This is a genomic window from Lysinibacillus sp. NPDC098008, from assembly GCF_044760715.1.
Taxonomy (GTDB): Bacteria; Bacillota; Bacilli; order Bacillales_A; family Planococcaceae; genus Lysinibacillus.
In genome coordinates this window covers 20,430-44,335 of record NZ_JBIWBA010000008.1, presented here as the reverse complement: position 1 = coordinate 44,335, position 23,906 = coordinate 20,430, and the positions used below count along the sequence as shown (strand labels likewise).

General features: G+C 37.7%; 20 protein-coding genes and 1 pseudogene. 12 read left to right on the top strand and 9 right to left on the bottom strand.

Features of this window, described 5'->3' with window-relative positions:
* Positions 1–39 precede the first annotated feature (39 nt).
* Positions 40–936 (bottom strand): helix-turn-helix transcriptional regulator, encoded by an 897-nt coding sequence (locus ACIQVU_RS09580; protein ID WP_402895189.1) that lies wholly within the window; start codon positions 934–936, stop codon positions 40–42.
* A gap of 164 nt (positions 937–1,100) precedes the next feature.
* Between ACIQVU_RS09580 and ACIQVU_RS09575 the strand changes: the two genes are divergently transcribed.
* From ACIQVU_RS09575 to ACIQVU_RS09550, 6 genes are all read left to right on the top strand, one after another.
* Positions 1,101–2,345 carry a hydantoinase/carbamoylase family amidase gene (locus tag ACIQVU_RS09575; RefSeq protein WP_402895187.1) on the top strand — a complete coding sequence of 415 codons (1,245 nt, stop codon included), beginning with the start codon at positions 1,101–1,103 and terminating at the stop codon, positions 2,343–2,345.
* Between the two features lie 38 nt (positions 2,346–2,383).
* A complete protein-coding gene (locus ACIQVU_RS09570) occupies positions 2,384–3,277 on the top strand; it encodes an AraC family transcriptional regulator (RefSeq protein WP_402895184.1) in 894 nt (297 codons plus the stop codon).
* A gap of 168 nt (positions 3,278–3,445) precedes the next feature.
* The gene (locus ACIQVU_RS09565) at positions 3,446–4,858 is read left to right on the top strand and encodes an alanine/glycine:cation symporter family protein (protein ID WP_402895182.1); all 1,413 of its coding nucleotides are present in this window, start codon (positions 3,446–3,448) and stop codon (positions 4,856–4,858) included.
* A gap of 31 nt (positions 4,859–4,889) precedes the next feature.
* A complete protein-coding gene (locus ACIQVU_RS09560; RefSeq protein ID WP_340804137.1) occupies positions 4,890–6,050 on the top strand; it encodes a M20 aminoacylase family protein in 1,161 nt (386 codons plus the stop codon).
* A 12-nt stretch (positions 6,051–6,062) separates the two neighbouring features.
* Entirely contained in the window at positions 6,063–7,256 is a 1,194-nt protein-coding gene (dpaL, locus tag ACIQVU_RS09555; protein ID WP_340804138.1) for a diaminopropionate ammonia-lyase, read from the top strand.
* A gap of 24 nt (positions 7,257–7,280) precedes the next feature.
* Positions 7,281–7,667, top strand: coding sequence for a RidA family protein (locus ACIQVU_RS09550; protein ID WP_402895178.1), 387 nt, complete (start codon positions 7,281–7,283; stop codon positions 7,665–7,667).
* Between the two features lie 62 nt (positions 7,668–7,729).
* On the opposite strand, the gene ACIQVU_RS09545 is transcribed toward ACIQVU_RS09550, so the two are convergent.
* The gene (locus ACIQVU_RS09545; protein WP_340804141.1) at positions 7,730–8,473 is read right to left on the bottom strand and encodes an SDR family NAD(P)-dependent oxidoreductase; all 744 of its coding nucleotides are present in this window, start codon (positions 8,471–8,473) and stop codon (positions 7,730–7,732) included.
* 111 nt (positions 8,474–8,584) lie between these two features.
* Positions 8,585–9,340 carry an SDR family NAD(P)-dependent oxidoreductase gene (locus tag ACIQVU_RS09540; RefSeq protein ID WP_340804142.1) on the bottom strand — a complete coding sequence of 252 codons (756 nt, stop codon included), beginning with the start codon at positions 9,338–9,340 and terminating at the stop codon, positions 8,585–8,587.
* A gap of 192 nt (positions 9,341–9,532) precedes the next feature.
* Between ACIQVU_RS09540 and ACIQVU_RS09535 the strand changes: the two genes are divergently transcribed.
* Both ACIQVU_RS09535 and ACIQVU_RS09530 read left to right on the top strand, forming a co-directional pair.
* A complete protein-coding gene (locus ACIQVU_RS09535) occupies positions 9,533–10,660 on the top strand; it encodes a LuxR C-terminal-related transcriptional regulator (protein ID WP_402895175.1) in 1,128 nt (375 codons plus the stop codon).
* 236 nt (positions 10,661–10,896) lie between these two features.
* Complete coding sequence (locus ACIQVU_RS09530; RefSeq protein ID WP_340804145.1) at positions 10,897–11,445, top strand: RNA polymerase sigma factor; 549 nt, start codon at positions 10,897–10,899, stop codon at positions 11,443–11,445.
* 202 nt (positions 11,446–11,647) lie between these two features.
* On the opposite strand, the gene ACIQVU_RS09525 is transcribed toward ACIQVU_RS09530, so the two are convergent.
* The 5 genes from ACIQVU_RS09525 to ACIQVU_RS09505 all read right to left on the bottom strand — a co-directional run bounded on the left by ACIQVU_RS09525 (position 11,648) and on the right by ACIQVU_RS09505 (position 16,215).
* Complete coding sequence (locus ACIQVU_RS09525) at positions 11,648–12,094, bottom strand: MarR family winged helix-turn-helix transcriptional regulator (protein ID WP_340804146.1); 447 nt, start codon at positions 12,092–12,094, stop codon at positions 11,648–11,650.
* Between the two features lie 23 nt (positions 12,095–12,117).
* A complete protein-coding gene (gene spx, locus ACIQVU_RS09520) occupies positions 12,118–12,522 on the bottom strand; it encodes a transcriptional regulator Spx (RefSeq protein ID WP_340804147.1) in 405 nt (134 codons plus the stop codon).
* Positions 12,523–13,191: 669 nt separating this feature from the next.
* Positions 13,192–14,757, bottom strand: a complete 1,566-nt coding sequence (locus ACIQVU_RS09515; protein WP_340804148.1) for an ABC-F family ATP-binding cassette domain-containing protein — start codon at positions 14,755–14,757, stop codon at positions 13,192–13,194.
* 33 nt (positions 14,758–14,790) lie between these two features.
* A complete protein-coding gene (locus ACIQVU_RS09510; RefSeq protein WP_341301479.1) occupies positions 14,791–14,976 on the bottom strand; it encodes an SE1832 family protein in 186 nt (61 codons plus the stop codon).
* Between the two features lie 192 nt (positions 14,977–15,168).
* The gene (locus ACIQVU_RS09505; protein ID WP_340804150.1) at positions 15,169–16,215 is read right to left on the bottom strand and encodes a PseG/SpsG family protein; all 1,047 of its coding nucleotides are present in this window, start codon (positions 16,213–16,215) and stop codon (positions 15,169–15,171) included.
* A gap of 200 nt (positions 16,216–16,415) precedes the next feature.
* Between ACIQVU_RS09505 and ACIQVU_RS09500 the strand changes: the two genes are divergently transcribed.
* The 4 genes from ACIQVU_RS09500 to ACIQVU_RS09485 all read left to right on the top strand — a co-directional run bounded on the left by ACIQVU_RS09500 (position 16,416) and on the right by ACIQVU_RS09485 (position 22,544).
* Complete coding sequence (locus ACIQVU_RS09500) at positions 16,416–17,204, top strand: oxidoreductase (protein ID WP_402895167.1); 789 nt, start codon at positions 16,416–16,418, stop codon at positions 17,202–17,204.
* A gap of 127 nt (positions 17,205–17,331) precedes the next feature.
* The gene (locus tag ACIQVU_RS09495; RefSeq protein WP_340804152.1) at positions 17,332–17,886 is read left to right on the top strand and encodes an NADPH-dependent FMN reductase; all 555 of its coding nucleotides are present in this window, start codon (positions 17,332–17,334) and stop codon (positions 17,884–17,886) included.
* Positions 17,887–18,007: 121 nt separating this feature from the next.
* Positions 18,008–21,790, top strand: a complete 3,783-nt coding sequence (locus ACIQVU_RS09490) for a DEAD/DEAH box helicase (protein ID WP_340804153.1) — start codon at positions 18,008–18,010, stop codon at positions 21,788–21,790.
* Position 21,791: 1 nt separating this feature from the next.
* Positions 21,792–22,544, top strand: coding sequence for a hypothetical protein (locus tag ACIQVU_RS09485; RefSeq protein WP_402895164.1), 753 nt, complete (start codon positions 21,792–21,794; stop codon positions 22,542–22,544).
* A gap of 218 nt (positions 22,545–22,762) precedes the next feature.
* On the opposite strand, the pseudogene ACIQVU_RS09480 reads toward ACIQVU_RS09485, so the two are convergent.
* Positions 22,763–23,854 (bottom strand): annotated as a pseudogene (locus ACIQVU_RS09480) (DNA topoisomerase); the annotation flags it as partial.
* Between the last annotated feature and the right edge of the window lie 52 nt (positions 23,855–23,906).

Here is a 23,906-nt window from a genome sequence, read left to right as displayed (position 1 = left end):
CACTTTTTATATACGAAATGATTGATCGTTCCTGACACTTTATTTAGCAGCGTGACGGTATTTGTTGCGATATTGCAATGGGGCAAGATGATAATTTTTGCGAAATAACTCTACAAAATAGCTCACTTGATTAAAGCCGACTTCCTCGCTAATTTCAGAAACTGCTTTATTTGTATGCAAAATTAAGCCCTGTGCGATATAAAGTCGATGCTTGTTTACAAACTTAATTGGTGATAGGCGTGTATATTTACGAAAAAGCTGATTACAGGCACTTTTATTAATGAGTGCACAGTTGGCAAGGTCGCTAACTGTAATTGTATTTTGATAGTTTTCTTGGACAAATTGCAACATTTGATTAAAAATAGCGATTTCCTGTTCTTCATTATTGTGTACTGTCGCATCATAGTGTGTGAGTAAATGCTCAATAAGTGTTGTTAACAGTGTGATGACCGAAAAAAGTGTTGGCTTTTTACCTTGTGTCCAATCAGTAAGCTTCGCCTTTTGAGTGGGGGATAGTGGCAGCGAATAGTAAGCAAATGGATTGCTTTCAAAAAATGGCTGTACATGGGCTGTCACAAGCTTTGGATGCAAAAAATTCAAGTCAAAGTTGATACATAGCGCATTTGTATTTTGCTGAATGGTTTTCGAGCTATGAAGCTGTTTTTTATTAATCAGTAAAAGTATATTTTCTGAAACAGTTAAAATTTCATGATTAATTTGATATTCAAGTGTGCCTTGATATACCCAAACAATTTGCAGGGCATCATGCCAATGAATCGGTATATAGTCTGAGCGTAAATGATGATAGGTTTGCGTAAATAAAGCAATCGCATAGTCTTCAAATGTATAGATTATTTGCTCCTCTAAATCCTCCGTTAATGTTATTTCAAACATTGTTCCATCTAAAATATTCTGTGCAATTGGCTTCGATTTCATGGGTATCACCTTTTCATTCAAATTTGATAAAAATAGTTACAAAAATTATAGAAGGAAGATTTTGATTATATGTATAGTAGTTGTAATAACAATAGTTTAGCGAATTTAGAAAAAATCGTTAAGCTTTTTGTATTGTAATTAAATTTGATAAAAGGAGAATGGCAATGAAGTATAGTTTAGAACAAGGTGCAGTTCGTGTCATTGCTGATTTAAAGGAGCTCGCTTTATTGACTTCAGATGAGCATGGAGCACAGCGTGTTGCATGGACAGCGTTATGGCAAACAGCACGCGATTGGTATCGTCAAAAAGCAGAGGCACTTGGTGCAGAGATTTCAATAGATAGCGCAGGCAATGTGTGGACAAAAATGGAAGGGAAGAGCGCAGAGGCAATTGTTATTGGTAGTCATTTAGATAGTGTGCCAAATGGTGGCTGGCTTGATGGAGCACTTGGTGTATTAGCTGGGCTTGAGGCATTGAGACGCTATTCAGCAGAGGGGCAAAAGCCAAGGAAAACGTTATATGTTGTTGATTGGGCAGATGAGGAAGGGGCTCGCTATGGCTATAGCTGCTTAGGCTCATCCGCGGCGAGTGGTTCTTTACGTATCGAGGAGCTAATAGGAAGAGCTGATAATAATGGCATTGCATTTGAAGAAGCTGTATCCGCCTATCAGGTGATGCCCGATAAAATGCTGCAGGCGCATCAAGAATTATTACAAAGAAATATTATAGGCTATTTAGAGCTGCATATTGAGCAAGGACCTGTGTTAGAAAAAGAGCAGAAGGATGTGGCGTGTGTATTTGGTGCAGCAGGAGTGGAGCGACATTATATAGATTTTGTTGGACAGGCTGCTCATGCGGGCTCATTCCCTGTGCCAACACGTCAAGATGCCTTTTTAGCTGCGGCAGAGGCAGCATTAGAATTTAGAAAGCTTGCGTTAAAATATAAGGCGGTTTGCACGGTCGGTCAAGTGCAGGTGCAGCCTGATATTGTCACAATTGTGCCGGGGAAATGTACGATTTCTTTAGACATGCGTACAATTGATGCGGCTGATTTGCAAAAGATGTATAAGGAAGCACAGGCTGTGACAGAAAAAATTGCGAGCGTAAATGGTGTTTCGGTAGGTTGGCGAAAAATTTATTCGGTCGCACCACAATTATTTGAGGAGCGGTTCATTCGCCTATGTGAAAATGCTGTCGAGGAGGAAACAGGTGAGGCAACAAAAATGTACTCAGGTCCTTTGCATGATGCGGTGGAAATGGCGAAGATTGTGCCAACTGTCATGATGTTTACAATGTCTGAAGGCGGATTATCGCATACGAAGGAGGAGCATACGCCGGAGCCAAAGCTAGAAGTGGGGATTCGTGCATTTTTACGATTAGTTCATGATGTGTTGGAAAATAAGACGTAGATTATAGCATTAATTGGTCAAATAAATGGGGTGGTTATGTGCAAATTCCAGATTTTATAGTCAATCAAAATTTAAAGGAGTTAACGCATCATCAAACGGTTGGCTTACCTCTTGCTTGTTATGAAACAACCATTAGGCAAAATATACATGGCTATATTCCACTTCACTGGCATGAGGAAGTTCAATTTATTTTAGTTATGCAAGGAAAGGCCATTTTTCAAGTAAATGAAGAGAAGCTTGTAGTGCGAAAAGGGGAAGGGCTATTTATCAATAGTGGCTGCTTGCATATGGCTAAAGATAAGGAGCATTCAAATTGTATTTATCTTTGCTTAAATGTCTTGCCAAAGTTTATTTTGCCACAAGAGCTATATACAACATATATCGTTCCATATATTCAAGCAACGAATTTATCTTATATTTTTATAGATAAAGGTGAGCTGTGGGGAAGAAATATTGTAGAAGGCATGATAAAAGTGAAGGAATTGACAGAGCATAAGCCACAGCATTTTGATTTTGATTTAACGATGCAGCTACTATTTATTTGGAAAAATTTAATTATGAATGGCTTTGCACCAGAATATGTGCAAACGGAAATGGTAAAGAGCCAGCGAATCAAGCAAATGCTAAGCTGGATTCACCTTCATTATACAGAGAAAATAAGCTTAGAGGATATCGCAAGGGCAGGTCATTTAAGTCGTTCCGAATGCTGTCGCTATTTTAAGAGAATTTTAAATACGACACCGTTAAACTATGTGATGGATTATCGTATTCAAAAAAGCTTACAATTATTGCAAAATCCAGAAGCTAATGTGACAGAAGTTGCGTATCAAGTAGGCTTTAATAGTACGAGCTACTTTATTGAAAAGTTTAGAAAAACGATGAATATGACGCCATTAGTATATAAAAAGTATCATACAGATATGAATGTATAATAGAAGTTTGACGCCACATCCCAATGTATTATGTAGGAAAGGAAAAATCCCCCCCTCAATATATTGATAAAATCAAATAATAATCTTGTATATTCCTAATTGACGAAATATTAGAATAACTGAAACGGAATAAGCAATATATTTGATTGATACAAAGGGGATGACGGGATGGAACTGTTAAACAAAGTAAATGATTTTTTATGGGGCTCATTCATTGCATATTTATTACTAGGAGTAGGGGCTTTTTATACGATCCGTCTAGGTGTTCCACAATTAAGACATTTTGGTCATGCAGTGAAATGTATGAAGAAAAATCTAAGAGGCAAGGATGGGGATATTTCGGGCTTCTCGACTTTATGTGCTGCGATTGGAGGACAGGTTGGGACTGGTAGCCTAGTAGGGGTGGCAAGCGCTTTAGCTGCTGGAGGACCAGGGGCAATTTTTTGGATGTGGGTGACTGCATTATTAGGCATGGTCATTACGTTTGCTGAAACAACTTTAGGACAATTATTCCGTGAAAAAATAGAGGATGGGACTTATCGTGGTGGTCCTGCCCACTACATAGAAAAAGGTCTTAACAATAGAGCTCTAGCGATGATTATAGCTATTTGTTACATTTTTGCAGTAGGTTTATTTATTGCATCAATTCAAACAAACTCTATTGCCAACTCATTTACTGGGGTTGTGGATATCCACCCAATTATTCCTGGAATCGCAGTTGTTATTCTTACAGCGATTGTTATTATTGGTGGTGTCAAGCGACTTGTTGATTTCTCAACATTAATTGTACCTTTCATGGCTTTAACATTTATTGCTATTACATTGTTTATTGTTATCACGAATATTACACAACTGCCAGCTGTTTTATCATTAATTTTTGAAAGTGCTTTCACTGGTCATGCAGTAATTGGGGGTGCAATTGGACATACGATTATGGAAGCTTTCCGTCACGGTATTGCAAGGGGGTTATTCTCTAATGATGCTGGTAATGGTGTGGCTGGTATGATGCATGCTGCTGCGGATGTTAAGCATCCTATTGAACAATCATTTTTAGCAATGTTAGGGACATTTATTACGACGATTATTATTTGCTCGTGTACAGCCTTTGCATTATTAATGACAGATGTTCTTGGTACAGGTTTAACAGGTATTAATCTTTTACAAGAGGCATTTTTTGTTGCACTAGGCTCTGCGGGTAAATGGATTGTATTTGGGGCAATGTTCTTATTCGGATTTACAACACTCCTTGCGGATATATTTTATGGAGAAACAAATATTCGTTATGTATTTAAAAAGAACGCAACTCCTATAATATGGATTTATAGAATTATAGCTGCTGGTGTACTGATACTAAGCTCAGTAGTTCCACTTACCACAATTTGGGCTTCAGTTGATTTTATGTTGGCGATTATTGTATTTATTAATGTTTATGCATTATTTGGTTTATTTAAGTACGTTCGCTATGCCTATAAAAATTATATGCATCAATTAAAAAGTGGTGTAAAGGAGCCTGAGTGGAATAAAGAGTTAGATGTTACAACAATTAATTTAGATAATATCGATGAAGCAACACGTAAATAATCAGATTTTTCTGTGAAAGTGGAGGTATATTATGAATAATATAGAGTTTAAAAAACAATTACTAGAATGGCGTCATTATTTACATAAATATCCTGAAACTGCCTTTGAGGAAGTAAAAACATCCGCTTATATAGCACAGGAGCTCAAAAAAATGGGCTTAGAAGTGCATGAAAATATCGGTACTACAGGTATTGTGGCGAATCTTACTGTTGGGGATGGTAAAGGTGTAATTGGGTTACGGGCTGATATGGATGCATTAAATCTACATGAGGTAAAAGACCTTCTATATCGCTCTAAGCATAAAGGAAAAATGCATGCATGTGGACATGATGGACATATGACGACATTATTAGGCGCTGCTCAATTACTTTCTACTCGAAAAAATTTTAATGGGACTGTTCGATTTATTTTTCAGCCTGCTGAGGAAATTGGAAAAGGTGCTCAAGCAATGATGGATGATCAATTATTTGAGCGATTCCCAGTGGATGAAATTTATGGTCTTCATAATATGCCGGGATTACCTGCTGGAACGATACACACAAAGTCAGGTCCTATTATGGCTAGTGAGGATAATTTCGTTATTCGAATTAAAGGAAAAGGCGCACATTCATCAAGCCCACATATGGGCGTTGACCCTTTAGTTATTGCAGCTGAAATTATTCTTGCGCTTCAAACAGTAGTGGCAAGAAATCTTGACCCACTTCAAACGGCAGTCGTGTCATGTACAGAAATTCAATCGGATGGTATTCGTAATGCCATTCCTTCTAATGTAGAAATTAAAGGCGATACAAGAAGCTTTACGCCAGAAGTGCAAAAACTATTGGAGAAAAGAATGAAAAGCTTATGTGAGGGTATATGTGCAATGCATGGCGCTGAATGTGAGTTTGACTATACACATGAATTTTCTCCTACGATTAACTGGGATAGATGCAATGAGGTTGCGACATTAGCTGCCAAAAATATCGTTGGTGCAGAAAATACAAACAGTGATTGTACCCCAATTATGGCGTCTGAGGATTTTGGTAAGTTTATTGAAAAAATTCCTGGCTGCTTTGTATTTCTAGGAAGTAAAGTTAAAGGTGAGGAAGTGATTCCACTGCATAACTCACTTTATGACTATAATGATGAAATTATCGAAACAGGTGCTGAATTTTTTGCAGAAATTATTAAGCTTAGCCTAGTAAAAGAATAGGAGAGAGTCACGATGAAATTAATAAAATATACTAGAAAGAAAAATCCAAGTACAAATATCGACTTTTTAGGGCTAGAGGAGGCTCAAAAAGTACATGCATTTCATAAAAGTTTTCCACAGTATGAAACGACGCCTTTAGCTGTGTTAGATCATTTAGCGGAGGAGTTGAATATTAGCAAATTATTTGTAAAGGATGAATCCTATCGTTTTGGTTTAAATGCCTTTAAAGCTTTAGGTGGATCATATGCGATTGGGCAATATTTAGCAAAGCAATTAAATATTGAATCTTCCAATTTAACTTACGAAAAGCTTGTTTCACCTGAAGTGAAAGAAAAGCTAGGAAACTTGACATTTATTACAGCAACAGATGGAAACCATGGTCGGGGTGTTGCATGGACAGCTAAACAGCTAGGGCTAAAATCGGTTGTTTATATGCCTAAAGGTTCGTCAGTAGAACGATTAAATCATATAAAGGCACAGGGGGCGGATGCTGCCATTACAGATCTTAACTATGACGATACAGTTCGTTTAGCTGCTGAACATGCTGAGCAAAACAATTGGATATTAGTACAGGACACAGCATGGGAAGACTACGAAGAAATTCCTAAAAACATTATGCAGGGCTATATCACGATGGTAGTAGAAGCATATGAGCAGCTAAAAAAATTAGACGAAAAACCTACACATATTTTTATTCAGGCTGGTGTTGGTTCAATGGCAGCCGCAGTTCAAGGCTTCTTTGCAGATGTTTATGGTGAGGATCGTCCGCTTACTGTTGTTGTAGAACCAGATAAGGCAGACTGCATATTTAAAACGGCTGAAGCAAATGATGGCAAGCTGCATTATGTAAAAGGTGATATGGATACAATTATGGCAGGCTTAGCATGTGGTGAGCCAAGTACACTAGGCTGGGCAATTTTAAATGACTATGCGGATGCTTTCCTTTCTTGTCCAGATAATATCGCTGCTCAGGGAATGAGGATTCTAGCAGCACCGATGAAGGGCGATGTACAAGTTATTTCAGGTGAATCGGGAGCAGTGGGCGTAGGAGCTGTAAGCGAAATCTTAAGACGAGATCAGTACACAGCTTTAAGAGAGCAGTTAAAGATGACTGCAGATTCAAAAATTCTATTCTTTAGCACTGAAGGAGATACTGACGCTGCACATTATAAAAAAGTTGTATGGGATGGTGCTTATTCAATTTAAATGATGGTGAAAGGGGAAATGATAATGAGTATTCAAAAGGTATCAACGGATAAGGCACCAGCAGCAATCGGTCCATATTCACAGGCAATTAAAGCAGGAGATTTTCTATTTGTGTCTGGTCAGCTTCCAATAGACCCTGAAACAGGGGCTTTTCCAGACGGTGGAGTAAAGGAGCAGACCTATCAAGTGTTTATTAATATTCAACATATCCTAGCAGATCAAGGATTAGATTTTACCAATGTAGTAAAAACAACAGTATTATTAGATAATATTGCTGATTTTGCGATAGTGAATGAAATTTATGGTGAATATTTCGCTGGTGAAATTTTGCCTGCACGAGCTGCTTATGCAGTCGATTGCTTACCTAAAAATGCGCTAGTAGAAATTGAAGTCATTGCATATTACGGTTAATAAAAATAACAAGGTTTAAGTCCTCATCTTATTAGGACTTAAACCTTTGTATTGCTGCTATATTAGTGAGCTGTATAACCGCCATCAACAAGCAGTGTTGTACCATTGACAAAGCTTGCGTCATCACTTGCTAAGAACAGAACAGCTTTTGCAATCTCTTCTGGTTTGCCAAGGCGACCTTGTGGGTGAAGGGATGCTAAGTATTCTTTACTTGCAGTATCTACTTCTTTAAGCAGTGGTGTTTCGATATAGCCTGGACATACAGCATTTACACGGATGCCTTCTTTTGCATAGGCTGTACATAGGTTTTGTGTTAATAGCTTTACGCCACCTTTTGCAGAAGCATAGGCTGTTGGATTTGGTAAAGCGACAAAGCTATGGATAGAGCCAGCATTAACGATAACGCCACCTGTACCTTGTGCAAGGAATTGTTCAATCGCATATTTATCGGAAAGGAAGACACCAGATAAATTAATATCAATGGTTCTTTTCCATTTTTCAAAAGTTAACTCATGTGCAGGTGCATCATCAGCTACACCTGCATTGGCATACATAATATCAAGCTTGCCATATTTGTTCACTGTTGCACTAATCATATTTTTAATATCTTCTTCACTTGTTACATCTGTTTTCACAAACAATGTATCGAAGCCATTGTTATTTAATTCTTCTGAGATGCTTTGCCCGCGATCTGAAAAATCAGCAATGACTACTTTTGCGCCTTCTTCTACAAATAGGCGAACAGTTGCTTCGCCAATACCACTAGCGCCACCTGTGACGATTGCTACTTTATCTTGTAATTTCATCTGAAAAAACCACCTTTATCCTGTATTAACAGGCTGTAAGTCCCTTCATTTCATAAAAGGAGAGAAACAACCTGATTGGTGAAACGTCCAATTAATGGAAGGTTCACTTTATTATTTTGCAGTTGCGCCACCATCAATCACAAATTCAGCACCTGTTGAGAATGAAGATTCGTCAGAAGCTAAAAACAATACTGTTTGAGCGACTTCCTGAACGGAACCTAAACGACCTAGTGGGAATAAACTTTTCCCTAATTCATCTTTAGAGCTTCCTGTTGTTGCTGATGCATAATCTGCCATACCTGTATCAATATAACCGGGATGAATAGAGTTGACACGCACACCGAATGGCGCATATTCCATTGCAGCATCCTTTGTCATAATACGTACAGCACCTTTACTAGCACCATATAATACATGTCCAGCAGCACCTGTTAAGCCTGCAATCGAAGAGGCATTAATGACAGAGCCTTTTTGTTGCTGTGCCATAAGTGGCATAATGTGCTTCATTCCAAGGAAGACACCAGTTACATTAATAGACATTAAGCGATTCCAGTCAGAAAGTTCAATTTCTGCAAGAGGCTTAATAATATAAATACCCGCATTATTGAAAAGAATATCAACTTTGCTAAAAGCTTTTATTGTTTCATCTGCGACCTTTTTCCAATCATCTTCATTGCTAACATCATGACGTATAAATAGTGCTTCTCCGCCAATAGCTTGGATATCGCGTACTGCTTCGTTACCAGATTGTTCATTAATATCAGTAATAACTACCTTTGCGCCTTCTTTAGCAAATAACAAAGCAGTTTCTTTACCGATACCTGTACCTCCACCTGTAATAATGGCTACTTTATTTTCCAATCTCATGTCAAGCACGCACCTTTCATTCTATCTGGATATAGATTTAGCTATAGGGTTTAAAAATATTCCCTTTATTTTAGGGATACCTTTATTTTACGCTTCGCATTTTCAAAAACCATCCTATAAGATGCTGTATAATAGTATGACGAGTATCCACCATTTATAGGGGTATGTTTAAATAAAGGAGGAGAGCTTCCTATGACACATCCAATGCAATCCTTTGAAGAAATGACATTTCAAGAGTTTGTGCTAGTTATTAAAATTCATTATAAGCAAATCGAGGAGAATACAAATATTTATCTTTATCTTGAGTCTTCTATTTCTGAGGAAGATCGCAAAAAAACGGCTATGCTGCTCGATTCATTTCTACGTTTACTAGCACGTACACATATTGAAGATTTACAGGATGATTATCGAAATTTTTTAAATACATGGCTGCAATCGCAACTATCCGTTATTGATATAAAAAGCTTTAATCTCTTTCAATTAATTTTTGAAAAATCATTGATTACATGTATGATTCAGCAAAAACATCATCGTATGAATGCTGCATTAATGTATGTACTCTCGATATTTACGTACTTAGTACAGCTTTATGATGATAGGATAGTGCACCCAACAAGTGATAATCATTCAACAAATCAACAATTAAGCCATCTTCAATTATTGGATAAGCTCGATAAATTGCTAATTTACTCATCAGGCTATAATGATTTAGCTTATATTTTAAAAAAATGTGAAGAGTATTTTAACTATAAAAGATGTGTATTTTACGCATATGTACCATGGTCTAATCAATTTTACGGCGTGATTGGTGCAGAGCTGCCAAAGGTGCAAAGTATGAAAGGGCAGATAACGGAGCTAAACACAGTATTTAGCTCTAAAAAGCCAATTTATTTAAAAAATCCTAAAAATTACGTGAAAGAGGAGCATATTCAATTATTTAATTTATCTTCTGTTATTTTTATTCCAATTATTCAACAAGATCAATTATTTGGCTGGCTGACATTTGATCAGCTAGGGGAGGAATTTGATTGTACAAAGGATGAATTAGCATTGCTTGAAGAAGTAGGGAAGCGCTTAGGGCTATTTTTATCACGTAAAGGGGAAAGGATAGAACAAGCTCCAGAGCTGCATTTAACTGAAAGAGAGTCGATGATTCTTGGCTTGCTTGCAGAAGGATATGATAATAAAAAAATTGCAGGGTTGCTGTTTTTAAGTGAGCATACAGTGAGGGATTATATAAGTAGCTTAATGACCAAGCTAAAAGCAAAAAATCGAACACAAGTTGTAGCGTCAGCCTTTCGCTTAGGTTTGTTAAGCTAGCATCCTTATAATAAAAATTATTCAAAATATAGTAATAAAAATAGTGGAATAGCGTAATGATGGAGGCGTTAATGGAATAAGTAATATAGTAGTAAAACAATCTTTACGAATATTACAAGTGATAGTGTATAAGCTTACATGATTGTAATGAAATTGAAAGCCAATGCGATAGAGTGTAATACATTATTTTGCGAGAATATGTATAGAAGCAAGAACAAGAAGCGGAGGCATACACAATGAATGAAAAATTAGAAGGCGTATATGAGGAATACAATCGTTATATTTATCACTTATGTTTAAAACTAACTCGCAATAATATAGAAGCTGAAGATTTAATGCAAGAAGTTTGGGTTAAGGTTGTGCGCTATGAAAACAGCGTTGCTGAAGTAGAGCATATTAAAGCTTGGCTAACAACGATAACAATGAATACATTTAGAGATCGCTACCGTAAAAAAGTACGTCGTAGCAAGTATATGATGAACCAACCTGAAACATTAGACGTACCGATTTTAGATTTGGTTCCCAATAATGATATTTCAACGGAAGAAAAAATTGAAAAAGATATTGTAACAAAGCTAGTGCAGGATAAAATGGGGCAATTGGATGCTATTTATCGTAAAACATTATGGTATTTCTACATAGACCAATATTCACTTGCTGAGATTTCTACGATTATGAAAGTTTCCATTGGTACTGTAAAATCCCGTTTATTCCGTGCAAAAGCTCGTTTAAAAGAAATGCTTATGTCTGATGAATCACTTGTGGAATCTGTGCTGCCAGCATAATGAAAGCAGATTGGTCGCACACCATAAATACTTAGACAGAGGTATTTGTTCGACGAATCTATCTACAAAAGCTGCATTCGCTAAAATTGCAATGCAGCTTTTTTATGTTGGTAAAAAAATAGAGAATACCCCTGAATAAACAAGGTGAATTTGAGCTTCATCATCTTGTCTATCAGAGGTATTTCGTGGTAGTAGGTAATTTTTAGCGGGACTGATTTGGATCAACATCCAGTAAGCATTTTGAAAAAATATTACGCAATGTTTGTAGCTCCTCTGCTGTGAGCATGCCAAACATATTGTTAATAATGGCATTTACCTGTTGACGAGATTCTTCTAAAATAGTTTCACCCTCAGGTGTAATGACTAATTGTGAAGCGCGTCGGTCTGTTGCGTGCTGTGTTTTTTCAATAAAGCCAGCATTAATAAGCTTTGTTGTTAACACTGTAACACCACCTGTTGTTACTTTTAGGCGTTCAGCAATAGCAGAAGGGCGTTTAGGGCCCTCCTGCGATAAGTAGTCTAAAATTAAAATATGGGATTTTGAAAAGCCGAGCACATTATGATTATTCCACTCGTTTGCCCACTTACGCTCTATTGATGAAACTACTTCAAACAATGAGGTAATGGCTTGTTGTTTTTCTTGATCCATAGAAGGTCATCTCCAAAACTGTTTTAACTTTCTTGTGCCAATCTTGTCATCGCATTTAACTCGTAAGCACGTACTTTACGTGGAATAAAACGACGGATGTCCATCTCATTGTACCCAACTTGAATACGTTTTTCATCTATTAAAATAGGGCTACGTAGCATTCTTGGGTGTTCTTGAATAATGGCAAATAGCTCTTGAATAGAAAGCTGGTCGATATCAATATTTAAGTTTTTAAAATCATTAGAGTTTGTTGCAATAATTTCATCTGTGCCATCTTCAGTCATGCTAAGAATTTCTTTAAATTCTGCAAGTGTAAGTGGCTGTGATGTAATACGTTTTTCTTTATAGTCAATGTTGTGATCTTTTAACCATTTAAGTGCTTTTCTGGATGAAGAACAGCTCGCTTGTGAGTAAATTGTAACTGTCATTCTTCATTCCTCGCTTTCTTTTTTAGATTCTATTTTATAAATATCTTATCAGTAAGTTAATTAGCTTATATACATATCTTACTAGTAAGATATAAATAAATCAATAGTTATTTGAAAAAAATTTAGTATAAGAAGTTATTTTTTTACTTACATTAACATATACGCAAAAAGCAGCAAAAAGTTTCGTTATTCCAGCTTACAATGATGTAAGTTTAAAAAAGCTAATAGAAATCTCAGGCTTGTCTTATTTATTAATCCACTGATTATAATATGTTTGCAAATGACTATTTATGCGTTATTGCGAGGAAAAAAGATGCTGTTAATAGAGGAAAGGAGATTTTTAGAAAAGTAGGGAGGTGATTTTTAATACGATTACGTACTTCATGTACGGATATTTATTATGCGAGAGTGCATCTCCATATTCTTGAGTTATTATTTAGAAATGCTGGGAAAGAGGTTGGAATGCTCCAAAAGACTGTTTAACTTTTCAATACAATAATAAAGGGGCTGTCCGAAAAGTATATATCTTTTCGGACAGCCCCAGCTTCTATATTAAAAATTCGCTAAAAATGCTTGCTCCCGCGGTAGTCACAATCAATTGTCACTATCCTCGCCGCAAAGGGGTCGTTTCAAAATGACTTTTCAAACGACCCCCTGTAGTGATAAATATTAACTTTGTTGCCCTGATGTGAACCAATCTTGAACATTCCAAACTTTTGTGACGAGTCCATCGTAAAACTCAGGCTCATGACTAACAAGTACAATTGTGCCTTTAAATTCTTTCATCGCACGCTTTAATTCATTTTTAGCATCGACATCTAAATGGTTTGTTGGTTCGTCAAAAAGCAGCCAGTTTGCTTCTTCCATCATTAATTTACATAAACGTACCTTTGCCTGCTCGCCACCGGATAATGAATTAAGCGGACGTGTAATATGGTCAGTTTTTAAGCCTGCACGCGCTAACGCTGCACGCACTTGCGCTTGTTCCATAGAAGGGAAGGCATTCCATACATCGTCAATCGGTGTAATTTTCTCCGCTTTTACCTCTTGTTCAAAGTACGAGGGGTGAAGGTAATCGCCTCGAATAACTTGTCCAGCAAGGGGATTAATTTTTCCAAGCATGGTTTTTAATAATGTTGATTTACCTACACCATTCATGCCAACAAGCGCAATCTTTTCTCCGCGCTCAATAGTAAAAGTAAGCGGGGGAAGCAATGGCTTGTCTTTATCATAACCAATTACTAAATTTTCAGCCTCTACAACGTAACGGCTCGTGGAACGAGCTTCTTTAAAGCTAAATTCTGGCTTTGCCGCTGTTTCTGGGCGATCAATACGCTCTAAACGATCAAGCTGCTTTGCGCGCGATTTTGCACGACCAGTCGTTGAGTAGCGCGCTTTATTTTTAGCAATAAAGTCCTCTTGCTTCTTAATAAATTCCTGCTGCTTTTCATAGGCTTCAATATGCTGACGCTTATTAATTTCAGCAAGCTCTAGGAATTTTTCATATGTTGCTGTATAGCGTGTTAATTTTGAAAACTCAAGCTGGAAAATAACATCCACTGTTTCATTCATAAATTCTGTATCATGTGAAATTAAAAGAAAGGCATATGGATAGTTTTTTAAATAATTTTTTAACCATGTAACATGCTCTTCATCAAGATAGTTTGTTGGCTCATCCAGCAGTAAAACTTTTGGTTTTTCCAATAACAGCTTTGCTAATAACACTTTTGTACGCTGTCCACCAGAAAGAGCAGCTACATCACGCTCTAAGCCAATCGCATCAAGACCAAGCCCACGTGCCACCTCTTCAATTTTCATATCTAATGAGTAAAAATCTCCTGCGTCCAATGCATCCTGCACCTCAGCCATTTGCTCTAGCAGTACCTCTAATTCTTCAGGTGTTGCTTCTGCCATTTTACCTGTAATTTCATTGAGCTCTTCTTCTTTTTTATATAAAGGTAGAAAGGCATCACGCAACACATCACGCATTGTTCGACCAGCAGTAAGTACCGTATGCTGATCTAAATAGCCATAATGCGTACCAGGAAGCCATTCTACCTTCCCTGTATCATGGATGGTTTGACCAGTAATAATGCCCATTAATGTTGATTTTCCAACGCCATTTGCCCCGACAAGTCCAATATGATCACCCTCTACTAAGCGAAACGATACATCTTTAAAAAGTGTACGATCACCAAAGGAATGACCTAAATTTTCAACTGTTAATATTGCCATGTATGTTCCTCCAACTGTCTTTCAGTTTACATTTTAAAGCTCTGCTAATTGTTTATTCAGCTCTGCTAGCTTAGCTTCCATATTTGCAAGGCGTTCTTCTGCTTTTGCTACCTGATCGTTATGCCCTGTAGATTCCAATTTTTCAATATCGCCTTGTAAATTAATATAGTCCATTTTTAACTCTCGAATTTGGTATTCAATATCGCTTTTTGTTGGCATAATCATTGCTCCCTTAGACAGAATATTTGTATAGCGAATGCGTGCAAAAGCGATGAAGGCTTTTATAACCTTCACCGCCTAGTTATCAAAATCAATCAATTCCTTATTATTTTGGCTTTCTTCATAAGGCTAAGAAAGCACAAAAAGTAAAAAATTCTTATATATTGTATCATATTCACCTTTGTAGTAGCACTAAGTAGAGGCGATATTGTGTCGGTCATATGCAAAATCTAGTAGCAATGCTTGCAGCGTTTCATTGTTATGACCGAGATTTAATTGTCTTTGCTTTTTAATTGCTCGTTCACTTCGAGCTTCATGTAAGAGCAATTCCATAACAGCATTTTGTATTTGTGATTGCTTCATTTTACGACCAAGCCCCAAATGAATAAAACCATTGTGCTCTCGTGGGAAGGCATGGAGTAGCTCTGCCTCAGATTGTGCAAGTGTAATACATGGCACACCATAGGAGGCAATTTTATATGGCGTATAATTGGCATTACAAATTATAATATCAGCTTTTGGTAATAGTTTAAGAAGTGCATTTTTATCGCGAAGAATAGCTGTATTGCGACGGCTTAGCACCATCATTTGCAAGTCATCTGTAACATGGCGATAGCTATCGTCAATCATCACTGTAATTTGTAGTGGAATTTGTAGCTGCGTTAAGTGTCGAAGTGTACGGTAGGTTAAATTATGCTCGTCCCCATCCTCAAAAGCAACAACTATATGTGGAGGGTCTTCAAGTGTTTTATGCTCAGGTATATTATTAAATTGCTGGTAAGCCTTTGGCAGTGCAAAAGCAAAGTTTCCGCCAATATAATGCGATGGCAAATAATCTTTTACTTCCTGATAGAGTGCTAGTAGTACGCAGTCACAAGCTTGACCACCCTCGCCAAAATCATCAAAATGAATAATTGTTTTACAATAAGGACGTAAATTTTGTACTTGCCATTCTTCTGAATTGCGTCCATCCCTTACAATTAAATCGGGCTGAATTTCTTTTATATGCTGGGGTAGCTCATTAAAATGATTAAATAAAATAGGGGATAATCCTTCATTAAGTAAAATTGGAATCCCATCATTTGAAGGGCTTTTAACAAATATCACAACTTTTTCATGCGTCAGTAACTTCGCTAATGTTGAAACCCGTTCAAAAGGATACAGCCCTTTGTCAATACAGCTTTCGATAATGAAAACAATTGTTTTTTTCGGTTCTATTGCTCGTGTTTCGTTTTGCAAATGTATCCCATCCTTTCCTCTGTCCTTTTAAATTATGGTGAAGAAAGGGCAAGTATGTGTAAAATTTAGCATTTGATAAAAGATACTATATAAAAATTCTCTAGTCATCTGGGTGCAATCATAAGCTTTTGAAGTATAAAAAATGGTCGATATATAGTGTAGAGTAGGAAATACATATAGATTATTAAACAAAAGGAGGGATGGAAGTGGGTATGCGTGCAGCAATTGTTGTTGGGGCAACTGGTTTAACAGGCACGGCTCTTGTTGAGCAATTATGTGAAAATGATGAATATGTATCTGTAACAGCTATTGTACGAACGAAACCAGCTTTTACGCATCCGAAGCTAGAAGTGAAAATTCGAGATTTTGAGCGATTGGAAGAACAGGATATTGAATTTGCCCATGAATTATATTGCTGTTTAGGTACAACCATCAAAAAAGCTGGTTCTCGCGAGATATTTGAAAAGGTCGATTTTGAATATCCATTAGCGATTGCTTCTTTAGCAAAAAAGCGAGGCATTCCTCATTTTCTTGTGATTACCTCAATGGGAGCAAATGAACATTCACCTTTCTACTATAATCGAGTGAAGGGCAAGCTTGAGCAAGATTTAATTGAACTAGGTTTACAACGGCTGTCGATTATTCGTCCATCACTGTTAGTAGGGCAGCGTCAGGAATTTCGTTTAGGGGAAAAGGTGGGAGAGAAAATATTAAAGCTTGCCAAGCCTTTCTTAGTAGGGCCTTTTAAAGCTGCTAGAGCTATTGAAGCCTCACAGGTAGCCAAGGCAATGATTGTTATTGCGTTATATGGAAAACACCAGCCTGTGACAATTTATAAATCACCTGAATTGACGGCATTAGATTATCCTGAAATACCAGAAGAAGATACTTCAAGGGAAACATTATTTAATTGGGATAAGCACAAGCTAGCGGATACAGTTGTAGATAAGGAAGTTCATTTTCACCGTCAGGATCAGGAACAAAAATAATATGGCAGCTTTTTGAGCATTCCGTCTAAAGGCTGAATTTCTTCCTTTCATCACGACAATTCTTTTCGGGCAAGTTGTCATTTGTTACAATATTATTGTAGAAGATGAATGTGGAGGCAAAGTAAAGATGAAAATTTTACTCGTGGACGGCACTATGTTTGGTCGTAAAACTGGTGTTATTTTAGAGCAAGTGGAGCAATATATTAAAGAATTAGATGCTAGTTTCGAATTAGAAATGATGCATTTTAGTCAATATAAGCATCAAATTGTTGATGGTTCACCATTAAATGATGATATGAAGAAAATGATTCAACAATTTGAGGAAGCGGACGCATATATTATCGCAACACCCATTTTCCAGGCATCTATCCCTGGCGTGTTAAAGAATGCCTTTGATTTCTTGCATCCTAAAACAATGCGCTATAAGCCAGTATCAATTGTGGCGAATGGTGGCACATACCAGCATCACCTTGTAGTAGAAAATCAGCTAAAGCCTATTTTAGACTATTTCCGTGCCCTTGTAACACCAAACTATGTGTACACACATACATCGCATTTTGATGCAGACAATAATATTATAGACGAAGACGTTCATAATCGTTTACGTGAATTAGCACGTGTTTTTGTGCAATATTGTAAAATGAGCAAAAATCTACCGAAGGAAACAATTGACCAGCATTAATATGAATTTTACGCCCCTGTACAGTGGTAGGAAATCACTGTACAGGGGTTTTTTCATTATAAGTATTTTTTTAAAATATGATAAAATAAAACTTTAGTGATATGGAAGGGAGGGCTGCTCATTGCAGGACATTGCTTTACTAGAAAAGCAACGCTGTAGCCTTATTTTGACCAATAAGGCAAAGGAAGCAGTAGAGGAATGCTCAGCAAATGAGCATGCCTTTTTTACGTTACAAAACGCTTTTACAGTTTATATTGAAAAAAGAAAAGCTAAAACAGCGGGTGAAATATTTTTATCTATTTATTTTAATGCTGAGGATAATAAAAAGCTACATGAGGTTCTTGCAGGGAAAACTGTGATTATGGATTGTGTCCTCAAGGTTGAGGGATTGTTAGCAACAAATATTCGCTTTGTTCATATGCGTGGTCCTATTCATACCAATCGCCGCCTAGCAGCCGCAATGCAATTTATCACAAGACCGAATAACGGAGCAGGTATTCCGCTTGAGCTGCATACGAAAATAAGACAATTACCAATCGCAGAGGAACGTACAGAGTATGTAAAAAAACGGATAGCGAGCTGGGAAGGCTATTTAAAAATCCAAGAACGAGATGCTACGATAGATGATATTCATACAGAATTTAAACAAAGCTATTTCAATGAAGACTTTACACGCTTAACGATTGTTTGTCCCTACATAAAAAGCAAGGAATGGAAGCAGCTAGAAGGGCTAAGTGTCAGCATTCAAGGCGTACGCGGTGAGATTGGACAGGTTTTAAAGGCTACTGCTAGTAAGCAAACGGTAGAAATTGATTTAAAGCCCTTTATACAGGATTTGGCACGCAAGGATCAGCTCAATCTTCGTTCAAAGCAAGTAAGCTTTAGTAATTTTGCCACGCTGAGTCAAATTAGAAGGTTGCGCAATGGCTTTACAAAGCTGGAGAAGGGCGAGGCAGTAAACCCTCATTTAGAAACAATTTTATTTGAAAAACGCCCAACTGTTCGAGCATCTAAGCTTCGACAAGATATTGAGTTTCACAATAATTTAAACGAATATCAGCGTCGAGCGGTTTTAGGGGCATTATCTGTTGAGGATTTATATGTGATACAAGGTCCACCGGGTACAGGGAAAACAACGGTGATTTCAGAAATTTGTCAGCAAAATGTAAAGGCTGGCTTAAAAACACTCGTTGCCTCGCAATCCAACTTAGCGGTGGATAATGCATTAGGGCGATTATTATCCAATCAGGACATCCGAATTTTGCGCTACGGTAGAACAGAAAGTATTGAAGAGGAAGGTAAAAAATTTATCGAGGAAAATGTGGCTTTGCATTGGCGTGAGCAAACACTTACTGCCATTGAAGAGGCAATTGCAACATTTCCTGAGCGTGAGCAGGAGCTAAAGGGAAATCTATTAAAAGCACAAGATGAGCTAGCAAAATTGGAGCAGTGGCTAGAGGAGCTAACAAAGGAAATTGCCGCAAAAGAGCAGGCAGCTATCGAAGAGCCTATTGTACAGCAAGAAATTCAAACATTGAAAAAGGAATTAAAGGCTGCTAAAGCGGAGCAGCAAACATACGAGGCACAAAAAGAGCATTATGATAAACAGCTTGCACAAATTGAGCCTATTGTACAGCGACTTACACAAACACTTGCTGACAATCCTTCTTTAGAGGAGCTACAGCAGACCATTCAGGAAACAATACAAAAAATCGAACAACTAAAAGCAGCTATTCAATATAAGGAATTGCAAGAGCAAAAGCAGCAGCTAACAGAGCAATTTCAAGAGATACAGCTTAAATATGATACGGAAAGCCAACGTTTAGCTACAATGAAGGAAGCGCAAAAGTATATTCAAACATTAACAGCCTTTGAACGTATTCAGCGATTTTTACAGCACTATCAAATTCGACCTAGCCATGTACTGTCACAGCAAATTAGTCGCTTACAGCATTTAGAGGATGCAAAGGATTTAGCAGCTTGGTCTACTATTAATACACGCCTACAAAAAGCTATTGCAAAGCTGGAAGGATTGGTAACAGAGGAAGTAAAGGAGCGGGCTTTTGCTAAAAGCAGGCTACAGCCAATACAGTCATTTTCTTTGCAAAACCTTACGGGTGTTTTTGCACAGCTGAACAAGGCATTTCAAGAGGGGCAATCGCCAATGGCAGAGGAGCTAGAAAGCTACCTGCTTGGGCTCTATATGCGCCGTGATTTTGTGTGGCAAAAAGGGGTAGCATTGCAGCAACAGCAGGCACATAAAGACCAAGAGTTTGAGCTGTTTCGTAAAAATATGGCAAGCTTTATTCATCAGGAATGCGCCATCACAAGCTTTGATGTCCAAAGCTTACAGCGTCAATTGCAGCCATTTTTACAGCATACAGAGCGACTAAAGCAGTTAGCAAGCACCTTCCAGCTGGAAGAGGAGCCAGAAGAATCCGCTGAGTATTTAAAAATAGTAATAGCACAGAAGCAAGAATCACTACAGCAAGTACAGCAGCAGCTTGAGGGGGTAGAGCAAGCAAAAGCGCAATTAGTTCCAAAGCAGGCAGCTCTTCAGACTGTGCAAACAAGCTTGCAGGAGGTTGAGCAGCAGTTAACAGCAATAGAAGCACGCATTAAAGATATTAATATTGCTGGACTGAAAAAGGAAAAGCAATTAACAGCCTATACAAAGCTTTTACAATCAACGCCAGAACGCACGGCTGAGGAGGTTGTGGAAGCGATTAAAGCGGCTAACCAAACTATTGAAGAGTTGCAGCGTAAGGAACAACAGCTACCACTTCGCCAAAAATTACAGGAGCAATGGCGTGATAAGCTACAAAGTGCTACAGAATATGATTTAGATGAAATTAGAAAACTATATGTGCGCCATGCGAATGTGATTGGTACAACATGTGTAGCCTCTGCAAGCAAGGAGTTTATGGAAAATTATCCTACCTTTGATGTAGTGATTATTGATGAGGTATCAAAGGCAACACCACCAGAGCTATTATTGCCGATGCTTAAAGGGAAAAAGGTTATTTTAGTAGGTGATCATCATCAGCTACCGCCATTGCTTGGAGATGATACATTGGAGGAAACATTAAAGGCGATGCTGGAGGAAAATCCGAATTTTGAAGGTGCACAGGAATTAAAAAATCTATTGCGCGAGTCATTATTTGAGCGCCTATTTAATAATTTGCCGTCAACACATAAGCAAATGCTTGCATTACAATACCGTATGCATGAGAAAATTATGCAAAGCATTACACCATTTTATGCAAAAGAGGAAAATGGCTTGCAGTGTGGCTTACCAGATTCAGATGCAGCGCGAGATCATGGCTTAGAGAGTCAATTTGTCAAGCGTGATGACCATTTATTATGGATTGATATTCCAACTGAAAAGCCTTATTTAGAGGAGCAGGTAAAGGGTGGAACGAGTCGCTATAATAAAGGTGAATTACAAACAATTCGTCATATTTTGCTGGACTTAAATGATGCTGTTAAGGCAGCAAAAGAGGCAGGTCGTATACCACAGGATGCCCAAAAAAGCATTGGTGTCATTAGCTTTTATGGTGAGCAGGTGAAGAGAATCAATCGTCTGCTACAGCAGGAGTTACAGCTACCGCATTTACAATTTAGAACAGGCACTGTCGATAAATTCCAGGGTATGGAAATGGACATTATACTAGTAAGTATGGTTCGTAATACAGCAAAAGGCGGAGATATTGGCTTTGCGAGAGATTATCGCCGCTTAAATGTTGCATTATCTCGTGCGCGTGAGCTACTATTGCTAATTGGCAGTGCGGATATGTTTGCTAAACGCGCAAAGCATCAGGAAACAAGAGAAATGTATACAACATTATTAAAGACAGTGAAATCCTACAATGGCTTGCGTAATCATAAAGGGTTGGTGATGTAGATTGTCCAAATTACAGCAACGACTAATGCGAGAGCTTCAACAAAATCGAGCTATTAAGATTCTAAAAATGGATGAATGGTGTATTCCTATTCGAACGGTTGAAGTAACCTATAAGCCTGTGCGCCGATCAACAATGGATGTTTTAATGACAATGCTGCTGCTGAGTATTAAGGAAGCTAATTTTAAAAATGCACAGGAATTAAGTGAGCTATTGCTAGTAGACCCGCTATTTATCGAGGATTTAGTAGCTTTAATGAGTCGAGTCAACCTAATGAAAAGTGAAGACGATATTTTTACATTAACTGATAAAGGGCAGCAGCAGCTAGAGCAGGGCATTTTTGAGGAGGAGCTGGATATTGAAACAGCTACTCTCTATTTTAGTCCCTGCCATCAATTGTTTCTTCCTATTGAAGCAGATAGTATCGAAGAATATGATGACCTGCCAAAGCTCTATCGTTACGTTGATAAAGAGGCTGAGCAGCAAGAGCAGTTTGAAGAATCGTTGCTGATTACAGCATTACAGCATGAAAACGAAGAGGAGGCAGGCACTTCTCAAAAAATTATTACTATGATTGAGCAGGTAGAGGCGAAGCAAATTAATGATAGCCCATGTTTAGAGTTTGTGCTTTATAATAAGGAGCAGGATATGGTCTTTGTGCGTGTGTGGAATACTTTATGGAATCAATGGGATAAACAGCTTGAGCAGCAGCTAACGGAAAAAGAGCAGTTACAATGGCGGGAGCAGTATTTATAAGATTAGGCGATAATCGGCTGTTATGGCTATGGCACATTAATAAATAGCACATGAATAGCTTGACCAATTGAGATAGAAACAACGACCACAATTGTCATAAAAATAACATTGCGTGGTCTAAAATTTTTCGCTTCCATCAAAAACCCCCCTTAAACCAATTTATTAATTCAAGGTATGTAAAAAGGGCGTCTCTGATGATTGTTGAGACACCCTTTTTCTTATTCATCAAATTTTAACCCTTTTAATGCCTCTGCAAGTGCATTGTTGACAGGCTCTTCATTTTTTTGCTGCTTTAAATATTTTTGTACGGAGCGTTTATCGACCTTGCCGCCGCCTTCTTTTTTGCGTCTTGCTTCAAAGGCTGATAGTTTTTCACGATAGCCGCATTTGCATACAAAAATTTGACCATCACCTTCACCACGAAGCTCCAGTTTCTTTTTGCATTGTGGGCAACGTGCGTTTGTTGTACGGGAAACATTTTTACGGTGACCACATTCACGATCTTGGCATACAAGCATTTTACCCTTTTTGCCGTTGACCTCAAGCATTGGTTTCCCACAATCAGGACAGGATTTAGTAGAAATATTGTCGTGCTTATATTTTTTGTCACTTGCCTTAATCTCTGACACAATTTCCTTCGTATAATTTTTCATTTCACTAATAAAGACATCCTTTTTTAGCTGCCCTTTTGCAATAAGCTCAAGCTTCTGCTCCCATTCTGCTGTAAGAGCAGGGGATTTTAACTCCTCTGGCACTAAATCCAATAATTGACGTCCTTTAGAAGTAATATAAATATCCTTGCCACCACGTTTTTCAATTAAGAAGGAATTAAAAAGCTTATCAATAATATCTGCACGCGTTGCAACTGTCCCAAGACCGCCAGTAGATTTTAATGTGTCGGCTAGTTTTTTGTCATTTGTCACCATGTATTTTGTTGGATTTTCCATTGCTGATAATAATGTTGCCTCATTAAAACGAGCAGGTGGCTTTGTTTGACCAGATGTTTGTGCAAGTAGCTTTATCTTTAACGTATCTCCTTTATCAATACGAGGAAGTAGCTGTTCCTTGACATCATCTGCTGTATCCTCATCCTCAAAGCGATTTTCATAAACTTCCTTCCAGCCTGCCGATAAAATCGTTTTGCCACGAGCAATAAAGCTTTCATCGCCAATTTTTGCACGTAGTGTTAGTTGTTCATATTCAAAAGCAGGCAGTAGAACAGCTAAGAAACGCTTTACAACAAGATCATAAATTTTACGTTCCTTATCTGAGAAGGCTGAAAGATTCACATAGCCTTCTGTTGGAATGAATAGGAATAGGTAACTTTCCACTTCGGCATTATCCGTTAAGTGTACTTGTTTT